Below are 14735 nucleotides of genomic sequence, written 5' to 3' on the forward strand. Positions count from 1 at the left end.
AAAACCAATAAGAAAAGACATATCAAAGAGGCAAAATATATAAGGCCGTCTGAAACATTCAGACGACCTTTGTTCTTGGTTCAACCAAAATTAATCAATCCAAAGTGGACGTACTGCGTTTCAGGAACCATTCGCTGAAAGGCCACTCGACGCTGTCGAGTAAGTTTTTGGTAATTAGCCCCAGTTCCGTATCGCCTTCGATTTGCAATTTACGGTTGAAAAATAAGGTATCGGGATCTTCCTCGCGCATCATCATGCGCATGAAGTCTATACCGTTGGCCGCCAGCCTCAGATCGGGGGCGCCGCTGAAGTTGTCGTCCAGGAATTTTTCCGTATCGGCACTAAACCGTACTTTGATACCGGCATCCAAAACTTCGATTTCGAATTTTCTTCCGACAAAAAGTTCCATATCGGCAGGCAGTAAACCTTTTTTCAGCATGGTATTCAATACGGAGACCAAAACAAAGCGTGGAGGTTTGCCGGGAAGTTTGGTACCGATTTTTGTCATCCATTTGGGTAATATGATTTCAGGCAGCGCCATAATATGCCTCCTTCACGGTTTCAATACCGGGCTGACTGCGCCAATAGCCGTCAACCAGTGTTCCGGTAGTCAGTCGTTCCAACTCGGGGCGGACATCTTCCCATGTGGCTTTTCCGTCCAATACATCGCGGTGAATTTGGATAATTTCAGCCATGCCGTGCATTTGTGGCGACAGTCTGAGCATATTCACGCCGATTTTATTTAAGTCTTCATGGTGGGGCAGTAGGTTTTGGCAGCCGTAAGACATGGTTTGGATGCCGTTTATGGTGAGAAACGGCTGGCCTTCGCGCGTATTCATGGCCATACCGTGCTCGTGGTCGAGGCAGCGGAACTCGCAACTGTCTTTATTCAAATTGTAATGGCGGGCGGTAAAGCAACGTGATGAATAGGCAAGTGGCATTTTGCCCCAAGCGAAGAGTTCGGTTTCAATGCCGTCTGAAGCCTTGATGATTTCGGCAACCTTATCGCGGCTCAGCTCGGACGGTGCAATCCAGCGGAATGCCCCTAATTTTCGGAATACGTCCAAAGTAGTTTCGTTGTAGATATTCAGGCTTGCGCCGGCAACAAACGGGATGCCGTGTTCGCGTGCCAATTTGACCGCACCCATGTCGTTGGCTTCAACTTTAAACTTTCCCTGCTCCGTAATTTTGCGCAGGCGTTTCAGATCGGATTCGCTTTCGAGCAGGACTTGTGAAGAAAGAATAATCTCCTTACCGCTTTCCGCCAAGTCTTCAGCCAGTCCGAACCAGTCGGCAAAGCGCATTTTCTGACGGCGTGAGCAGACTACTTCACCCAAATAAACAGTGTCCAACGGCGTATCCAGCATGGAAACGTAAAATTCCAGCAGTGCTTCTTTTTGCCAGAAAAATAAAATAGGGCCCAGCGACAATTTCAATGAATTCATTTTCTTCCCCTTATTTCCATGGGCGGTTGTATGCACCCAAAGTTGTCTGATGACCTTCCGAAACTTTGCTCAAGGCATTGTTCCAGGACGGATTGACTTTGAAATGCGACGGGTCGGCTGCGGCTGCATCCAGTGCTTGGCGCAGGGATTTGGTTACTTGTGCCGTATACATCGGACTGCGTTGGCGTCCCTCGATTTTGATGGCGGACACACCGATTTTGATGAGTTCGGGCAACATTTCCAAAACATTCAGGCTGGTCGGTTCTTCCAAAGCATAGTAGGTTTCATCATTGACTTCAAAGCGGCCTTTGCACAAGGTTGGATAACCTGCCGGTTCATTGGGTTTGTATTGGTCTATCAATACCTGGTTTAGACGTACGTTCATGCGGTCGGGCAGTTGTTCCCAGCGGACGGATTTTGCCGGAGAGCAGACACCTTGCATATTGGGCGATTCGCCTGTTGCATAGCTCGACAAGATGCAACGGCCTTCCACCATCACACACAAACTGCCGAAGCCAAAGACTTCAATTTCCACATCAGTATTGTCAATTACATGTTTGACCTGATCGATGGTCAGCACGCGCGGCAAAACGGCACGACGGATGCCGAACAGCTCTTTCATCATATTGATGGCTTCGTAATTGGTGGCCGAGCCTTGTACTGACATATGCAGGCGTAAATTCGGATGTTTGTCTGCCGCATACGCCATAATGGCGGGGTCGGCAACAATAATCGCATCGGCACCCAAATCCGCCGCCGTATCCACAGCAGCGTGCCAACGCTCCACTTGACCGGCTTGTGCGAACGTATTGATGGCCATCAGTACATTGCGCCCGCGCGCATGGGCGTAAGCTACGCCTTCCCGCGCAGATTTCATATCGAAATTCAGTCCCGGAAAGTTTCGTGCATTGGTCGCATCTTTCAAACCCATGTAAACCGTGTCCGCACCGTTGTCCACAGCGGTTTTCAGTGCAGGCAGATTGCCGGCGGGGCAGACCAATTCTGGAATTTTCTGCATTTTGTGTTCCTCGTCTTGATGATAACCTCTATCGGGTTAATCAATATTTTGTAGAATTCCGGATATTTTATGGATTAATGGCACAAGATATGCTGATTTAAATCAAATCGAAAAATTCAGATTGACGTAGGCATATTGTTTACAAAATCTTAACAGACGTTGTTTTTTATATATTTCATGTGCTTAAAAATTTTGATGACGAATTTTGTTTCAAAATCGGCTTATGTTTTTAACTATCGCATTTATTAATTTTTACAATAATGGCGATAGAAAAATGAAAAAAGGCCGTCTGAAAATCTGGTTTCAGACGGCCTTTCGCTTTAAAGGGATATATTTAAGAGAGGCCCAAACGCTTATCGGGTCGGGTAAACACAAAAATAAACAGCGAGGTTAACGCGCCCAAAGTATCGGCAAGCATGTCTTTTTGCGCGTCCCAAATATCGCCTTGAGAACCCAAGAACTCCAGTCCGGCCTCTCCGCCGTCGATAACGGCATATTGCCATTCGATGATTTCATAGGCGGCAGCCACGCTCATAATGAAGAACAGGCCGAAAAACAAAGCCAGCGGCAGATTACACAGCTTGCGGCGCAGCAGCCATTCGGCCATCGGATAGGCATAAAAGCCGATGATGTAATGGGCAATACGGTCGTAATGATTGCGGTTTTCGCCCAAAATCGGTTCGACAAAGTGGTTGATGGATTCAAACGGTACATCTGCAAAAGTGTAGTATGCACCGATGGAATGCATAATCAGCCAAAAACTCATGAATAAGTAGGCCAAGTTGCTGAAGCGGAAAATGCGGTAGGTAGCAACAAGAAGGAAGAATACGGATGCTACGGGGATGATTTCGGCGTACCAGACTGCGCGGTCATGGGGATTGATACCTGACCAAACAATGAGGGTGAAGATAATTGCAGCAAGAAAAATGGGAAAGATTGGAGAGGGTTTATTCATGTTGTGTGTATGTAGTAATAATGGTTGCGTATTGTATAACGGATTGGCAGGGCTGCAGTTTTAGACATTCAAGGCCGTCTGAAAAACAGCTTTCAGACGGCCTGAAGTTTAGCCGTTCCAAAAATAACGGGTGATGTGGAAAAACACGGGTGCAGCAAAACAAATCGAATCCACACGGTCAAGCATACCTCCGTGGCCGCGTATCATATTGCCCCAGTCTTTGACACCGTAATCGCGTTTGATGGCAGACATAACCAGGCCGCCAAAGAAACCCATCAGGCAGACAATAAAGCCGATAGCGGCTGCTTGGCTGTGGGAGAACGGCGTAATCGGCGCCATCAGAGCGGCAATGGCTGTGGCTGATAAAATACCGCCGACTGTACCGGAAATGGTTTTGGACGGGGAAAGCGAAGGCATGATTTTTGCACCGCCAATCAGTTTGCCCCAAACGTATTGCAACACATCCGATACTTGTACCACCCCAATCAGGAAGATCAGCAACAGGATATTGTTACCGTTATCGAAGCCGTCCAAGTCTAGAAACATCAGCGCCGGAACATGAGACAGGCAGAAGATGCAAATCATCGCCATCCATTGTGTTTTGGCGGCGCGTTCTAAAAAATGCGCGGTTTGGCCGCTGAGGCTGGCAATAATCGGCAGTATCAAAAAGCCGTAAACTGGAATAAAAATACTGAACATGCCGTACCAGCCGTCATAGACGAAATAGTATTGCACCGGCAGCAGCAGGTAAAAGCAGACCACCATGCTGTAATAGTCGCTGCGGCGGCGATAGACGAGGGTCATAAATTCGCGCAGTGCGGCAAATGAAATCAGGAAGAACAGTATAACCGTCCCGATTTTGCCGAACCAAAACGCGCCCAGCAACACCAGCGTCATCAGCCACCATGCGTAAATACGGGCGTTGAGGTTGGCAATGGTGGCATTATCTGCGCCATTTTTGCGCTTGAGCCATTGTCCGATGATGCTGGCAAAACACAATACGGCAAATACGCCGACAAAAATATAGCTGGCTTGCGGAGTCAGATGAGCGGCGGCTTGTTCGACAATGATTTGTTGGGAAGTCGTAGAAAGGCTCATGCTTGTCCTCCTTTGTTTTGCTGAACTTCAGGTTCATTTTGGCGAAGCTCGCTGCGGTCGTTTTCAGACGGCCTGAGTGCCAGCAGCGCTTCACGGCTACGTGTCAAAAAGCTGTCTTTGTCTTCGTTTTCCTGCAAAGTAAGCGGCTGTCCGATATGGACTTCACACAAAAGCGGGATAGGCAGGATTTTGCCTTTGGGCAGTACGCGGCTGATGTTGTCGATCCAAATCGGCACAAATTCGGTATTGGGTTTGCTTTTTGCCAGATGATAAATGCCGGACTTGAACGGCAGCAGGATGGTGTTATCGTCAGTGTTGCGCGTGCCTTCAGGGAAAATAATCAAAGAGTCGCCTGCGTTCAGCGCGTCTTTCATCTGTTCGGTAATCGCTTGCGGATTATCGCTATGGCGCGGAATCAGTAAGGCATTGAAAACATTTTGAATGATGAAGCGTTTGAGTTTGCTCGTCAGCCAGTAATCCGAACCGGCTACAGGGCGCGTGGACAAGCGCCAGCGGCGGGGCAGAGAAATCCACACCAATACAAAATCGCCATGGCTGCCGTGATTGGCGTAATAGACTTTTTGGTGCTGATTGAATGTCAGCTCGCGCGGGCTTTTAGGGCGTACGCCCGTAAGAAAAGAGACCGACAGACATAAGGCTTGGTCGGTCAGCCAGGCAAGTTGTTTTTTGAGGAAGTTTTTCATTGTTTCTGCCTTTTGAAATGAGATACCGCTCTAGATTTGGTTTGGGTAAATCAGCAAAAATAATCAAATGCTTTGGATAAGCAAAATTAAAAATTGTGCGGCGGTCAGGTATAAGCTTTTGCGCCATAAGGAAAGTGCGCCGTTTATCCGTTGGGTCAAAGTACGGCTGCCTGAAGTTTGACGCAAACCGTTTTGCTGTAAGGCGTGGTCGAAGTCTTCAGGAGCGTAGTGGTTGTCGGCAAAGTCTTGGAACACGCAACGGTCGAAGTGAATGCGGATATGGCAGTACAGCAAAACTGCTGCCAAGACAAGTTGCACTACAAACCATGCGCCGCCATATTTTGCCGACAAGGCGAGCAGCAAGGCATTGCAGGCGGCAACATAATGTGCGGTAGAGAGCAGGTGGGCAGTAATACGGCTATTGGTTGTGTTGTCCATCATTATCCTTGTTTTAAACGGTTTGCTGCAGCTTCGACTGCTTGGGCGGTGGCCGGCGATAGTACTATTTGCGGCCGAGCCTGTTTGAGTTCGGTCTTCGCTTGCTCCAAGTTTTTGCAGTCACCATAGACCAGCAGCCACGTCAGCACCACTGCGGCACTTCTTCCATAACCTAAAGCGCAGCATACCAGCACTTTACCGTGTTTTTGGCGTAAGGTTTCCAATATCAAGGCCGTCTGAACCAAATCGTTTTCAGACGGCGTTACCATATCCAGTAAAGGCAGGACGCGATATTCTCTTGGATAGCTACGGCAGGGATATTCGGCGCATATATCCAATACGGCAGGCAAATGGTTTGAAATCCCCAAAACGCTGCCAATCCATACATCATTGCGGACTGGTGCCGTTTTCACCTTACCGCGTAACCAATACGCCATGTTTAGCCGTACGCCCACCAGATAAGGCAACAGCAAAACCGTCGCTGCCGCCGATAATTTACCGTTAGCCTGTTTTTGGAAGAAGGCCGCATTTCCAGTCAAATAGGCAAAAGCCACCATCAGTAAAGACACGCTAATCCATATCAACCACAGCCACACACTACCCAGCAGCGCAGGTAACGCAGTCAAACACGCACCAAGCAAATACAGAAGCGCAATCTTTCTTGAGCGTACATCATTTGAGCCCAGTCTTAACGGCGAAGTTATCTGACGCGGGAAAGCCCACAATACCAGCCAGCCAAGCAATGCTCCGGTCGGCACGTCAATAAAATGATGTTGATAAGTCGTCAGTACCGACAAGGCAATCAGGCTTTGCCATAAGAAAAGCGGCAGGCGGATTTTTGGAAAGCGCGTCCAATAAAATGCACCTACGATAATCGCCAGCGCGATATGCAAAGATGGCGCTTGGTTGTACGGCAAATCAAATGCAGCCAATGAATCAAACAGCCAGCCTGACAGCCCATCGGCGGGCGGTTTGGGCCATCCGAAACGCAGCGGAAACAGCACAAAGCAAGCAGTCGCAATCAGTTGGGCGGCTACAAGGTGCGCAACATATCGGTTTTGTTCATGTGTATCACGGCAAAGAAAAAATGCCGCGGCATACATCAGGTTCAGCGACCAATAAGGCACAATCGTCCATGCCCAAAACGGAATATTGCTCTCCCATGCAAAAGCGATTTCAGGCACATAGTCCAGCGATGCCGCATAATGATTGGATAGGCCGTAGCTGGTGTAAAACAGGATACCGACTAAAATCAGCTTGAGCAGGGAGGTTTTGAGGGTGGGTTTCATGGACTTATTTTGGACATCTCAATTCATCGCCGTATTGATCGGAGCGAAGGCAGGATAAAGCGTTTTCTTTTGGATGGTAGCGGAATTCCTGCCACGGACCATCTGTTGAAACGGCTCGCCAGTGATGCTGTGAAGATTGGTATTCAGTCAACGTCCCATTTGCATCTTTGGCACAAAAATTCTTCGCCATGCCGACGGCCAACATACCGCGTTGTTTATTGGTTGGTATTGTGAATAAGGGGATAAGCTTAGATACATCGGCATTTCGGGCAAATTTCATTTTGACGTAGCCGTATCCTTCATTAGATTCAATGATCAAAGCTGATAAGGGCTGCCCAAAAGCAACAGAATTTTTCAATTCAATAGTGAATGCCTCACCATCTGACGCTGTCTGCTTGCTGTGGCTTCGGGCAACGGATGCGTGGTATTTGGCAGGCAGTTTGCCGATGTCGGACTTTCCATAAGGCAAGGCTTCAGAATCAAACGTACAACCCTTCTTCATAGATTGCAGCAAAAGTGTCCAGTCAACCGCATCGGCATAGCAGACGGATGAAAAGGTAGAAACAAGTAGTAATGCAAGTAGTTTTTTCATTATGAAGTTTCAATTTATTAAAATTTATACAAGCGTAATCACTTTTCCCGAGAATTTCTTTGAATGGCTAGGAGTCATACTAGATGAAATTCTTATCTACTACTGGTACTCCTGCAGACTATGTTGTTTATCATAATGTGACAATGGTAAAAAACTGAATATCGCTATAAATTTGAACGTCACGTAAATGTGGTAGGGTATTAGTGATATATGTAACTGTTTTATCTTTAAAAACTGCGGACCTATTCGTATTAGCTGTTAATTTTAGATGAACGGTTTAAGCTTTATTGAGGCCGTCTGAAAACAGACATAAAGTTTCAGACGACCTTTCGTTGTTTTATCGATTGCCAGACAAAACTAAAAATTTTTGCATATTTCAACCGCCATTTTGCACACGAAGAAATCCAAAAAAATTCTTCTGTGTGCGAAACAACGGTAATTGATAAACTGCTCTTTTTATTTCTTCACTGCCAAACTCACGGTGAAAATACCGTCTTCGTCTATCCATTGATGTATTTTTTCAAAACCAGCCTTTTCAACCAGCTGATCCATTTCCTGTTGACTGCGGCGGCGCATTACCCAGTTTGGGCTGCCTGCTTTGTGGCTGGTCAGGGCGCGGGCAATCATTTCGAGCTGTGGATGCCAAGGTTGGCCGGTATAGATCAGGTAGCCGCCGGTTTCAATGGCTTCGCCGAAGCCGTAGAGCGAGTTCAAAATCAAATCATTGTCGGCAAACAATTCGTGCAAGCCGGAGACGATGCCTAGGGTAGGGCGCGGCTGTAAATCGTGATAATTGGCGCGGTCGTAGGCATTGACCTCGTTAAAGGTAACCGTGTCTTGCAAGCCGCGTTCTGCAATCAGCTTGCGGCCAGCTTCAACATTAATCGGACTGTAATCACGCAGGCGTACGGAATCAGGCAATGTGTCGGCAGTCAGTGCGTCCAATACATAGCGGCCATGACCGGACGCGATATCCAAAACGTGTACCGGTTTGCCTGCTTCACGCAGTTTGGCTGAAGCCGTCTGAATGGCTTTGCCGATATTAACTTTGCGTTGGCGGATGCCGCGCCAGCCGATGGCGTTGAGATAGTATTTGTCCACCCATACACCGAAAGCGTTGCTGCCTTGCGGTTGATTGCGGTAGACGTAATCCAGCGTGCTACCCGAATCAAAACCTGTTTCTTGACCGATTCTCAAACCTTCACTCCAGCGCGAACCCAGTTTGAGCGAGGCGCGATATGTTGCCCAAAATGCGCTACGAGGCGTACAAATAGGCAAAGGCGTAGCCAGTTCGTCAGCTTCGCGACGACTGTCTCCAAATAAGTGTGCTTGAGTCAGATCGACTTGTTGCAAAGGCTGATTGAAACGCTCGCGGATAAAACGGCGCATTTCAACAAACGCGATTTCACGGTTTTGCTCGCCTAAGGTGTCGTGGTAGAAACCGGGCAGGATATGGCGTTCTTTAATATGGCTGCCTAAGCGATTGTAGAAATCATGTTGCGGTTTGTGATGAACAACCCAGTCGCTGCCTGAAATCAACAGTTGTACAGGCGTAGTAATCGCTTGTGCATCGGCAACGACGCGTTCGGCCGCTTCATATAAACCCAGCAGGATGCGCACAGAAATAGCGCGGGCAATAAGCGGATCATTGTCGTAGCTTTTTTGACGTTCGACATTGTGGGTCAGATAGTGGGCTTTGACGTAGCTGTTGACAAAGAAATTGCCACGCCATTTTTGCATAATTTTCAAACCGGTACGTGCAAACGGAACATAGAGTTTGACTTTGAACGCAGGCGAAGCCAATACGGCGCAACGAATTTTCGGCGCGTAATCGTGCAACCAAGTAGAAACCAATACCGCTCCGACACTTTGCGCAATCACGCAAATGTTTTCAGGTTTGATGCCGTATTCGCTTTGAATGTGTCGGATAAAATCATCTACGTCTGAAACCGAAGTGCCGATACTTGGACTATCGCCGCGTTCACCGGGGCTGTAACCATGACCGCGCGCGTCCCAAGCGAAATAGGAAAAATCGTTGAAACCCAGCTCATCCGCCACAAACATCATCCGGCCGGAGTGCTCATGCCCGCGATGGAACAGCACAATGGCTTTGTCGGAAGAACCATCAGCAGCAGGGCGATAGCGGTAGAAAAGCGAAGTCCCATCTTGGGTAGAAAAGAATTTTTGCTGTTCGGACATGAGAAACTCCTAATAGTCATATTTTTTGAACAGTATCATGACATATTGGATAAATGCAATGACTATCCGATAGACGGACGAATGCAATGATGGAGAGAAATGGTAAAAGATGGTTTCAAATTTTACTTAAAACTGATGACAGTGATTGTTAAAAGGTTAGATAGAGGGTGTTTGGATAGCCTTACAAACTACTACCGACATATCATCATAAACTCTTTGTTTTGCAATTAATTTACGAAACACAGTCAGACGGGACTTATCGTTATCATATTGTTGCCAAATTTTTTCTCTTATTTTTTCTGAAAGAGCATCACTTAGGCCGTCTGAACAAAGCAGCAGGCTTTCTCCTGCTTTAAGCGTAAGTTCGATATGACACATTCTGTCTTGGAATTCGGAATAATCCGCTGCTAGATAAGAAGAAACGCCGCCATATATGGTGGCGAACTCTTCTTCTTTTTTATCCGACAAACCATCCAGCAATTCGGAGAGTATCGAGTGATCTTGGGTCAGTTGCTTCCATTTTCCTTGTGTATCAATCAAATAGGCGCGACTGTCGCCTACGCTGATGATTTTGGTTTTGCCGGTGGTTTGGTCGATTTCTGTGGCAACAAAAGTGGTTGAGGAACCAAAATAATCTTCCGCCAACTCTTTAGATAAAGCGGCTTGTATATGATTGATGGTTTGACGGCTGAGTTTGGCTGTACGGCTTAATAGGTGCATGGCTAATTTGCTGGCTTTTTCGGGATGGTTGCTATTGGAAATGCCGTCAGCTATCCCGATGATAAAGTGTGGACGGGTTTCAAGACGTGTTTCAGCGGTTTTGAGTTTATATTGAAACACTTGTTCGCCGTTAAAAAGGGCATCTTGGTTGTGTTGTTTGTTGCTGCCGATTTGTTGGCAAAAGGTAATTTCGCAAAATTTGTTCATGATTTATCCATTTGTTGGGTGAATATTCGCTGCAGGCTTTTCATCGTTTCTAACCCTCCGGATTTACACTTGAGCAATACGTTTGAAATTTGATGATTAAGGTTAAAGACCGTCTGAACAGTTTTCAGACGGCCTTTACTGCGTTTAACCAAGCACTAATTAACTGCTAATTTTGTCATGTTTTAATACATCCATCGAAACCCGAATACACATTTAAAAAGGAAATCAAACATGAAAAAATTTTTATTGACCGCCATCGTTGCTTTGTCTGCCGCTACTGCCGGTGCCAGTGATTATATCGAACACAAAATCTACAGCGATAAAAACTTCGAGCAAAATCGTGCTAAAGCCGTAAAAATTTTGGAACAACGCGGCTATCAAGTTCACGATGTTGAAGCCGATAGCCGTCGTGGCCAGCCTGTATTGGATATCGAGGCTTTTAAAGATGGTCGTGAGTACGACATTGTTTTGTCTTACCCTGATTTGAAAATTATTAAAGAACGCATCGATTATTAATATTTCGATATAAAGTGGATTGTCGCAGGGCTTTTGGTCCTGCGACAGTTTGCTATTTAGGCATTTAAAGAATGTAAATGGCATGTAAATTATCTGAAATAAATGAACTAAATATGCTTTTTATTTTCCATTTAATTCAAAGTGTTTGATGTTGGGAGTCATGATATGAGTTTGAATGATTGGAAGGAAGATGGTCGGCCGAAGCAGATGGGCGACCAAGAAAAACCTCTAAACGATAGTGCAGCTACCGAATCCCAACAGGATGTTGATTTTTGGGATCACAATCAAAACGGTGTTGTTGAAAACGAAGTTGAGGTTGTGGCTGACGCGGTAGAAATTCAGGAAGCAGTAGAAGGTCAGGAAGTGGTTGAACATCCTGAGATGCCGTCTGAAAAAAGTGAGAAGAAGGCCAAACGTAAAAAAGATAAGGCGAAGAAGAAAAAAAATAAAGCTGAGGATTTGAATGCGTCTGATCTGTTGGGTACGAATAAGGGCGTGGAAACCATGTTCCGTAACGCTGTACGCTCGGAGATGGAATTGTTGGCGCTGGCGGCAACCAAAGCGAACATTATGATTTCGCTGAATGGTTTTATTGTTTCTGCTCTGATGATTTCGGGTGCGTTTATTTTTTCATCGTCGCCCGAATTTTTGATTCCAGCCAGTACGTTTATGATTACTGCCGCCGCGTCTATCGTGTTTGCATTGCTTTCTGCCTCGCCGGAACGTATCGGCAAAATGCAGGCGGCGCGTACATGGTTGAAGGATTTTGTCCGCGGCCGTTCGAAACTGCGGGATTTGAAAACCCGCCTCAGCAGCACCGAAACGCGCTTTTTTGGCGGCAGCCAGCCCAATATTTTGATTTATGAAGACCGTGTGAAGCTGCAAAAAGATCAATATTGGGAAATGATGCAGGAGATTATGGGTGACCGTAAACAAATCTATGAAAAGATGAGCGACCATCTTTACTGGCTTGGTTTGTTGGCGGATAAACAGTTCAAATACATTAACTTATCTTACGCGGTATTCCGCTGGGGCTTGCTGGCTTCACTGGTGGCGTTTATCGGCGTGAAAACATTGCCGTCATTGCTGATGCCTCCGGCCAACAACGCGGCAGAGCTGCGTTCGCTGGGTATCAATATGTTTAACGGCGTATTTGAGCCTTCTGCCGTACAACAGCTTCCGGATGGTAAGTTGCTGATTGCGGAAGACGAACCCAACCATGCATTCAGTATCATCAGCATTGATAAAACCGGCAGGTTTGTGGAAGACGAGGCATTGGATACACGCGTGATTACCGGTTTCAAACGTCGTCTCAGCGACTTGGAGGCTTTGGCGCGCGACGAGGAAGGTTTTATCTACGCGCTGACTTCACATTCGCGCACCCGTAAAGGCAACCGCTCGCCTGACCGCGAACACTTGATGCGCTTTAAAATCCAAGACGGCAACGTGTTGGGGCTGACCAGCTACGACAATCTGACGCAGGTTTTGGAAACCGATCACAAGCTGCATGATTTGATTCGCGAGCGAACCAAGGCAGAAGTTTCTTTTGACGAAATCAATATTGAGGGCATGGCGTTTGATCCGGTGAAAAAACGTCTTGTTTTGGGGTTCCGTGATCCTGAGTTCAACAACATGGCTTTTGTTGCGTTTATCAGCAATCCGAAAGATGTGTTTGAGCGCAATGCCAAACCTGAGTTTGATGAAGTGGCGGTGATTGATATTGATGGCGGCGGTATCCGTTCCCTCAACTATGATCCTGTGTTGAAAACCTACGTGATTGCCAATGAAGTGAAGGATGAGAATGGACAGAAATTCTCACAACTGTGGACTTGGAGCGGTAATCCGACCGATGAACCGCAAAAAATCTCCCTGCCTAATCTGCAACACATCACCAACGTTGAAGCCGTCGATTCGATTATCGTTAACGGCAAGCCTCAAATGATTCTGATGGGTGACGAAGGTAATGCTTCGCAGAAAATTACTGCCAAGTATATGTTGGTAGATTACAGCCAACTGGGTAAACAGTAAGTTATCTTGGCTACTGAATAAAAGGCCGTCTGAAACCATAAACTTTATGGTTTCAGACGGCCTTTTTTGTTTTCAGTAAAACAGGTTGATGGGTTTGAATACTCTAATCAACGGTGATTAACCCAAGAACGTGGACAAGTTTCAGACGGCCTTCAAGCCATTGATGACACGTTTGTAGCAGGTATAAACCAATGCCGCGCAGGCCAGCCACATAAGGATATAGAAAGTCGGATGGAAGCTGCCGGCGATTGCATACCATACTGCCAATGCGCCGATAAAGAATGCGCGGTCGCTTTTGCCGAATGGCCCGTCATAACGACGGCCGTTGCCGTGGACTTGTCCCAAAACGCCGCAAAACTCGGTCATTGCCGCCAGCCAAATAAACAGGGCAATTTGCACGCCGCCGAAAGGCGCGATAAAGGCAAAAGGCAGATACAAAGCAGCATCGGCGGCAATATCGGTGATTTCATTCAAATAACCGCCTAATGCCGATTGCTGGCCGAACTCCCGTGCCAGCATACCGTCCATCGCATTCAGCGCCATACGGATGAACAACCAGATCGGCAAAAGCCAGAATAATGTGGATATATCTGCAAACAATGCTAAAAGCAAACCGATCAAAATGGAAACGACGCAGGCAAACAGGGTAACCTGATTGGCAGTAATGCCTTTTTGATACAGTCGCTTAACAATGGGACGCAACAGGTTTTGAAATTTTGGTTTCAGGGCGTAGATACTCATAATTATGCTATATAAAAGACGATGAAGTGCCGTGATTATAGACGAAATCCGTTATAATCCGTCAATCTTCGAATTACGCGGTTCGCAAACCTCCCGCGTTAACAAAACTAGGAATTTACTATGGAAAAACAGCAGGCCCTCGTTATTTTTTCGGGCGGGCAGGATTCAACAACCTGCCTGATTCAGGCAATTCAAACATATGGCCGTGAAAATGTGCAGGCCATCACTTTTCAATATGGGCAACGCCACGCCATCGAATTGGAGCGCGCGCGTTGGATTGCCCAAGATTTAGGCGTGAAGCAGACAGTACTCGATTTGAGCCTGATGCAACAGATTACACACAATGCCTTGATGGATGATACGGCATCCATTGAAACAGCTTCAGACGGCCTGCCCAATACATTTGTAGATGGACGCAATGCTTTGTTTTTGCTTTACGCCGCCATTTACGCCAAAGGGCAGGGAATACGCCATATCATTGCCGGCGTGTGCGAAACTGACTTTTCCGGTTATCCTGACTGCCGCGATGTGTTCGTTAAGTCGATGAATGTTACATTGAATCTGGCCATGGATTACGCTTTTCAAATCCACACGCCCTTGATGTATTTAACCAAAGCGCAAACTTGGGCATTGGCGGATGAAATGGGTGTGTTGGATTATATTTGCGAGCATACGCATACCTGTTATAACGGCGTGGTTGGTGGTTGTCATGAATGCCCAAGCTGTATTTTGCGCGAGCGCGGTTTGTCGGAATATTTGGAAAGTAAAAAGGCCGTCTGAATTAA

Annotated in this window: 15 protein-coding genes and 1 riboswitch; of the genes, 3 read left to right on the forward strand and 12 right to left on the reverse strand. The window is 46.7% G+C overall.

From position 1 onward, the window contains the following. Window positions 1-94 precede the first annotated feature (94 nt). The 11 genes from ubiT to CYJ98_RS00530 form a co-directional block, all read right to left on the reverse strand. Complete coding sequence (gene ubiT / locus CYJ98_RS00480; protein WP_101755870.1) at window positions 95-541, reverse strand: ubiquinone anaerobic biosynthesis accessory factor UbiT; 447 nt, start codon at window positions 539-541, stop codon at window positions 95-97. Beyond that, a complete protein-coding gene (locus tag CYJ98_RS00485) occupies window positions 528-1445 on the reverse strand; it encodes a U32 family peptidase (RefSeq protein WP_101755871.1) in 918 nt (305 codons plus the stop codon). The genes ubiT and CYJ98_RS00485 overlap by 14 nt, the downstream gene beginning before the upstream one ends. Before the next feature lie 10 nt (window positions 1446-1455). Further along, window positions 1456-2463, reverse strand: coding sequence for a ubiquinone anaerobic biosynthesis protein UbiU (ubiU, locus tag CYJ98_RS00490; protein WP_003748766.1), 1008 nt, complete (start codon window positions 2461-2463; stop codon window positions 1456-1458). 334 nt (window positions 2464-2797) lie between these two features. Beyond that, on the reverse strand, window positions 2798-3418 hold the full coding sequence (locus CYJ98_RS00495) for a DUF2238 domain-containing protein (protein WP_101755872.1): 621 nt from the start codon (window positions 3416-3418) through the stop codon (window positions 2798-2800). Window positions 3419-3526: 108 nt separating this feature from the next. Further along, window positions 3527-4516 carry a phosphatidate cytidylyltransferase gene (locus CYJ98_RS00500; protein ID WP_101755873.1) on the reverse strand — a complete coding sequence of 330 codons (990 nt, stop codon included), beginning with the start codon at window positions 4514-4516 and terminating at the stop codon, window positions 3527-3529. Beyond that, window positions 4513-5220 carry a lysophospholipid acyltransferase family protein gene (locus tag CYJ98_RS00505; protein WP_101755874.1) on the reverse strand — a complete coding sequence of 236 codons (708 nt, stop codon included), beginning with the start codon at window positions 5218-5220 and terminating at the stop codon, window positions 4513-4515. The genes CYJ98_RS00500 and CYJ98_RS00505 overlap by 4 nt, the downstream gene beginning before the upstream one ends. A gap of 63 nt (window positions 5221-5283) precedes the next feature. After that, window positions 5284-5658 (reverse strand): hypothetical protein, encoded by a 375-nt coding sequence (locus CYJ98_RS00510; RefSeq protein WP_101755875.1) that lies wholly within the window; start codon window positions 5656-5658, stop codon window positions 5284-5286. Between the two features lie 2 nt (window positions 5659-5660). Continuing rightward, the gene (locus CYJ98_RS00515) at window positions 5661-6947 is read right to left on the reverse strand and encodes a phosphatase PAP2/dual specificity phosphatase family protein (protein ID WP_101755876.1); all 1287 of its coding nucleotides are present in this window, start codon (window positions 6945-6947) and stop codon (window positions 5661-5663) included. Window positions 6948-6951: 4 nt separating this feature from the next. Then, window positions 6952-7539, reverse strand: a complete 588-nt coding sequence (locus CYJ98_RS00520) for a hypothetical protein (protein WP_101755877.1) — start codon at window positions 7537-7539, stop codon at window positions 6952-6954. Between the two features lie 456 nt (window positions 7540-7995). Continuing rightward, entirely contained in the window at window positions 7996-9738 is a 1743-nt protein-coding gene (locus tag CYJ98_RS00525) for a bifunctional alpha/beta hydrolase/class I SAM-dependent methyltransferase (protein WP_101755878.1), read from the reverse strand. 156 nt (window positions 9739-9894) lie between these two features. Next, window positions 9895-10665: a PP2C family protein-serine/threonine phosphatase gene (locus tag CYJ98_RS00530; RefSeq protein WP_101755879.1), complete on the reverse strand. Its 771-nt coding sequence runs from the start codon at window positions 10663-10665 to the stop codon at window positions 9895-9897. A 231-nt stretch (window positions 10666-10896) separates the two neighbouring features. Between CYJ98_RS00530 and CYJ98_RS00535 the strand changes: the two genes are divergently transcribed. Together CYJ98_RS00535 and CYJ98_RS00540 are read left to right on the forward strand one after the other, a co-directional pair. Further along, entirely contained in the window at window positions 10897-11181 is a 285-nt protein-coding gene (locus tag CYJ98_RS00535) for a PepSY domain-containing protein (protein ID WP_004519602.1), read from the forward strand. Window positions 11182-11562: 381 nt separating this feature from the next. Beyond that, entirely contained in the window at window positions 11563-13209 is a 1647-nt protein-coding gene (locus CYJ98_RS00540) for a Pycsar system effector family protein (RefSeq protein WP_419150076.1), read from the forward strand. Between the two features lie 141 nt (window positions 13210-13350). Here CYJ98_RS00540 and CYJ98_RS00545 read toward each other — a convergent pair whose 3' ends face one another. Then, window positions 13351-13950 (reverse strand): CDP-alcohol phosphatidyltransferase family protein, encoded by a 600-nt coding sequence (locus CYJ98_RS00545; protein ID WP_101755881.1) that lies wholly within the window; start codon window positions 13948-13950, stop codon window positions 13351-13353. A gap of 71 nt (window positions 13951-14021) precedes the next feature. After that, a riboswitch (PreQ1 riboswitch) is annotated at window positions 14022-14067 on the forward strand. Between the two features lie 3 nt (window positions 14068-14070). On the opposite strand from CYJ98_RS00545, the gene queC reads away from it, so the two are divergent. After that, on the forward strand, window positions 14071-14730 hold the full coding sequence (gene queC / locus CYJ98_RS00550) for a 7-cyano-7-deazaguanine synthase QueC (RefSeq protein ID WP_101755882.1): 660 nt from the start codon (window positions 14071-14073) through the stop codon (window positions 14728-14730). Window positions 14731-14735: the final 5 nt, after the last annotated feature.

Source organism: Neisseria perflava, from assembly GCF_002863305.2.
Lineage (GTDB): Bacteria > Pseudomonadota > Gammaproteobacteria > Burkholderiales > Neisseriaceae > Neisseria > Neisseria perflava_A.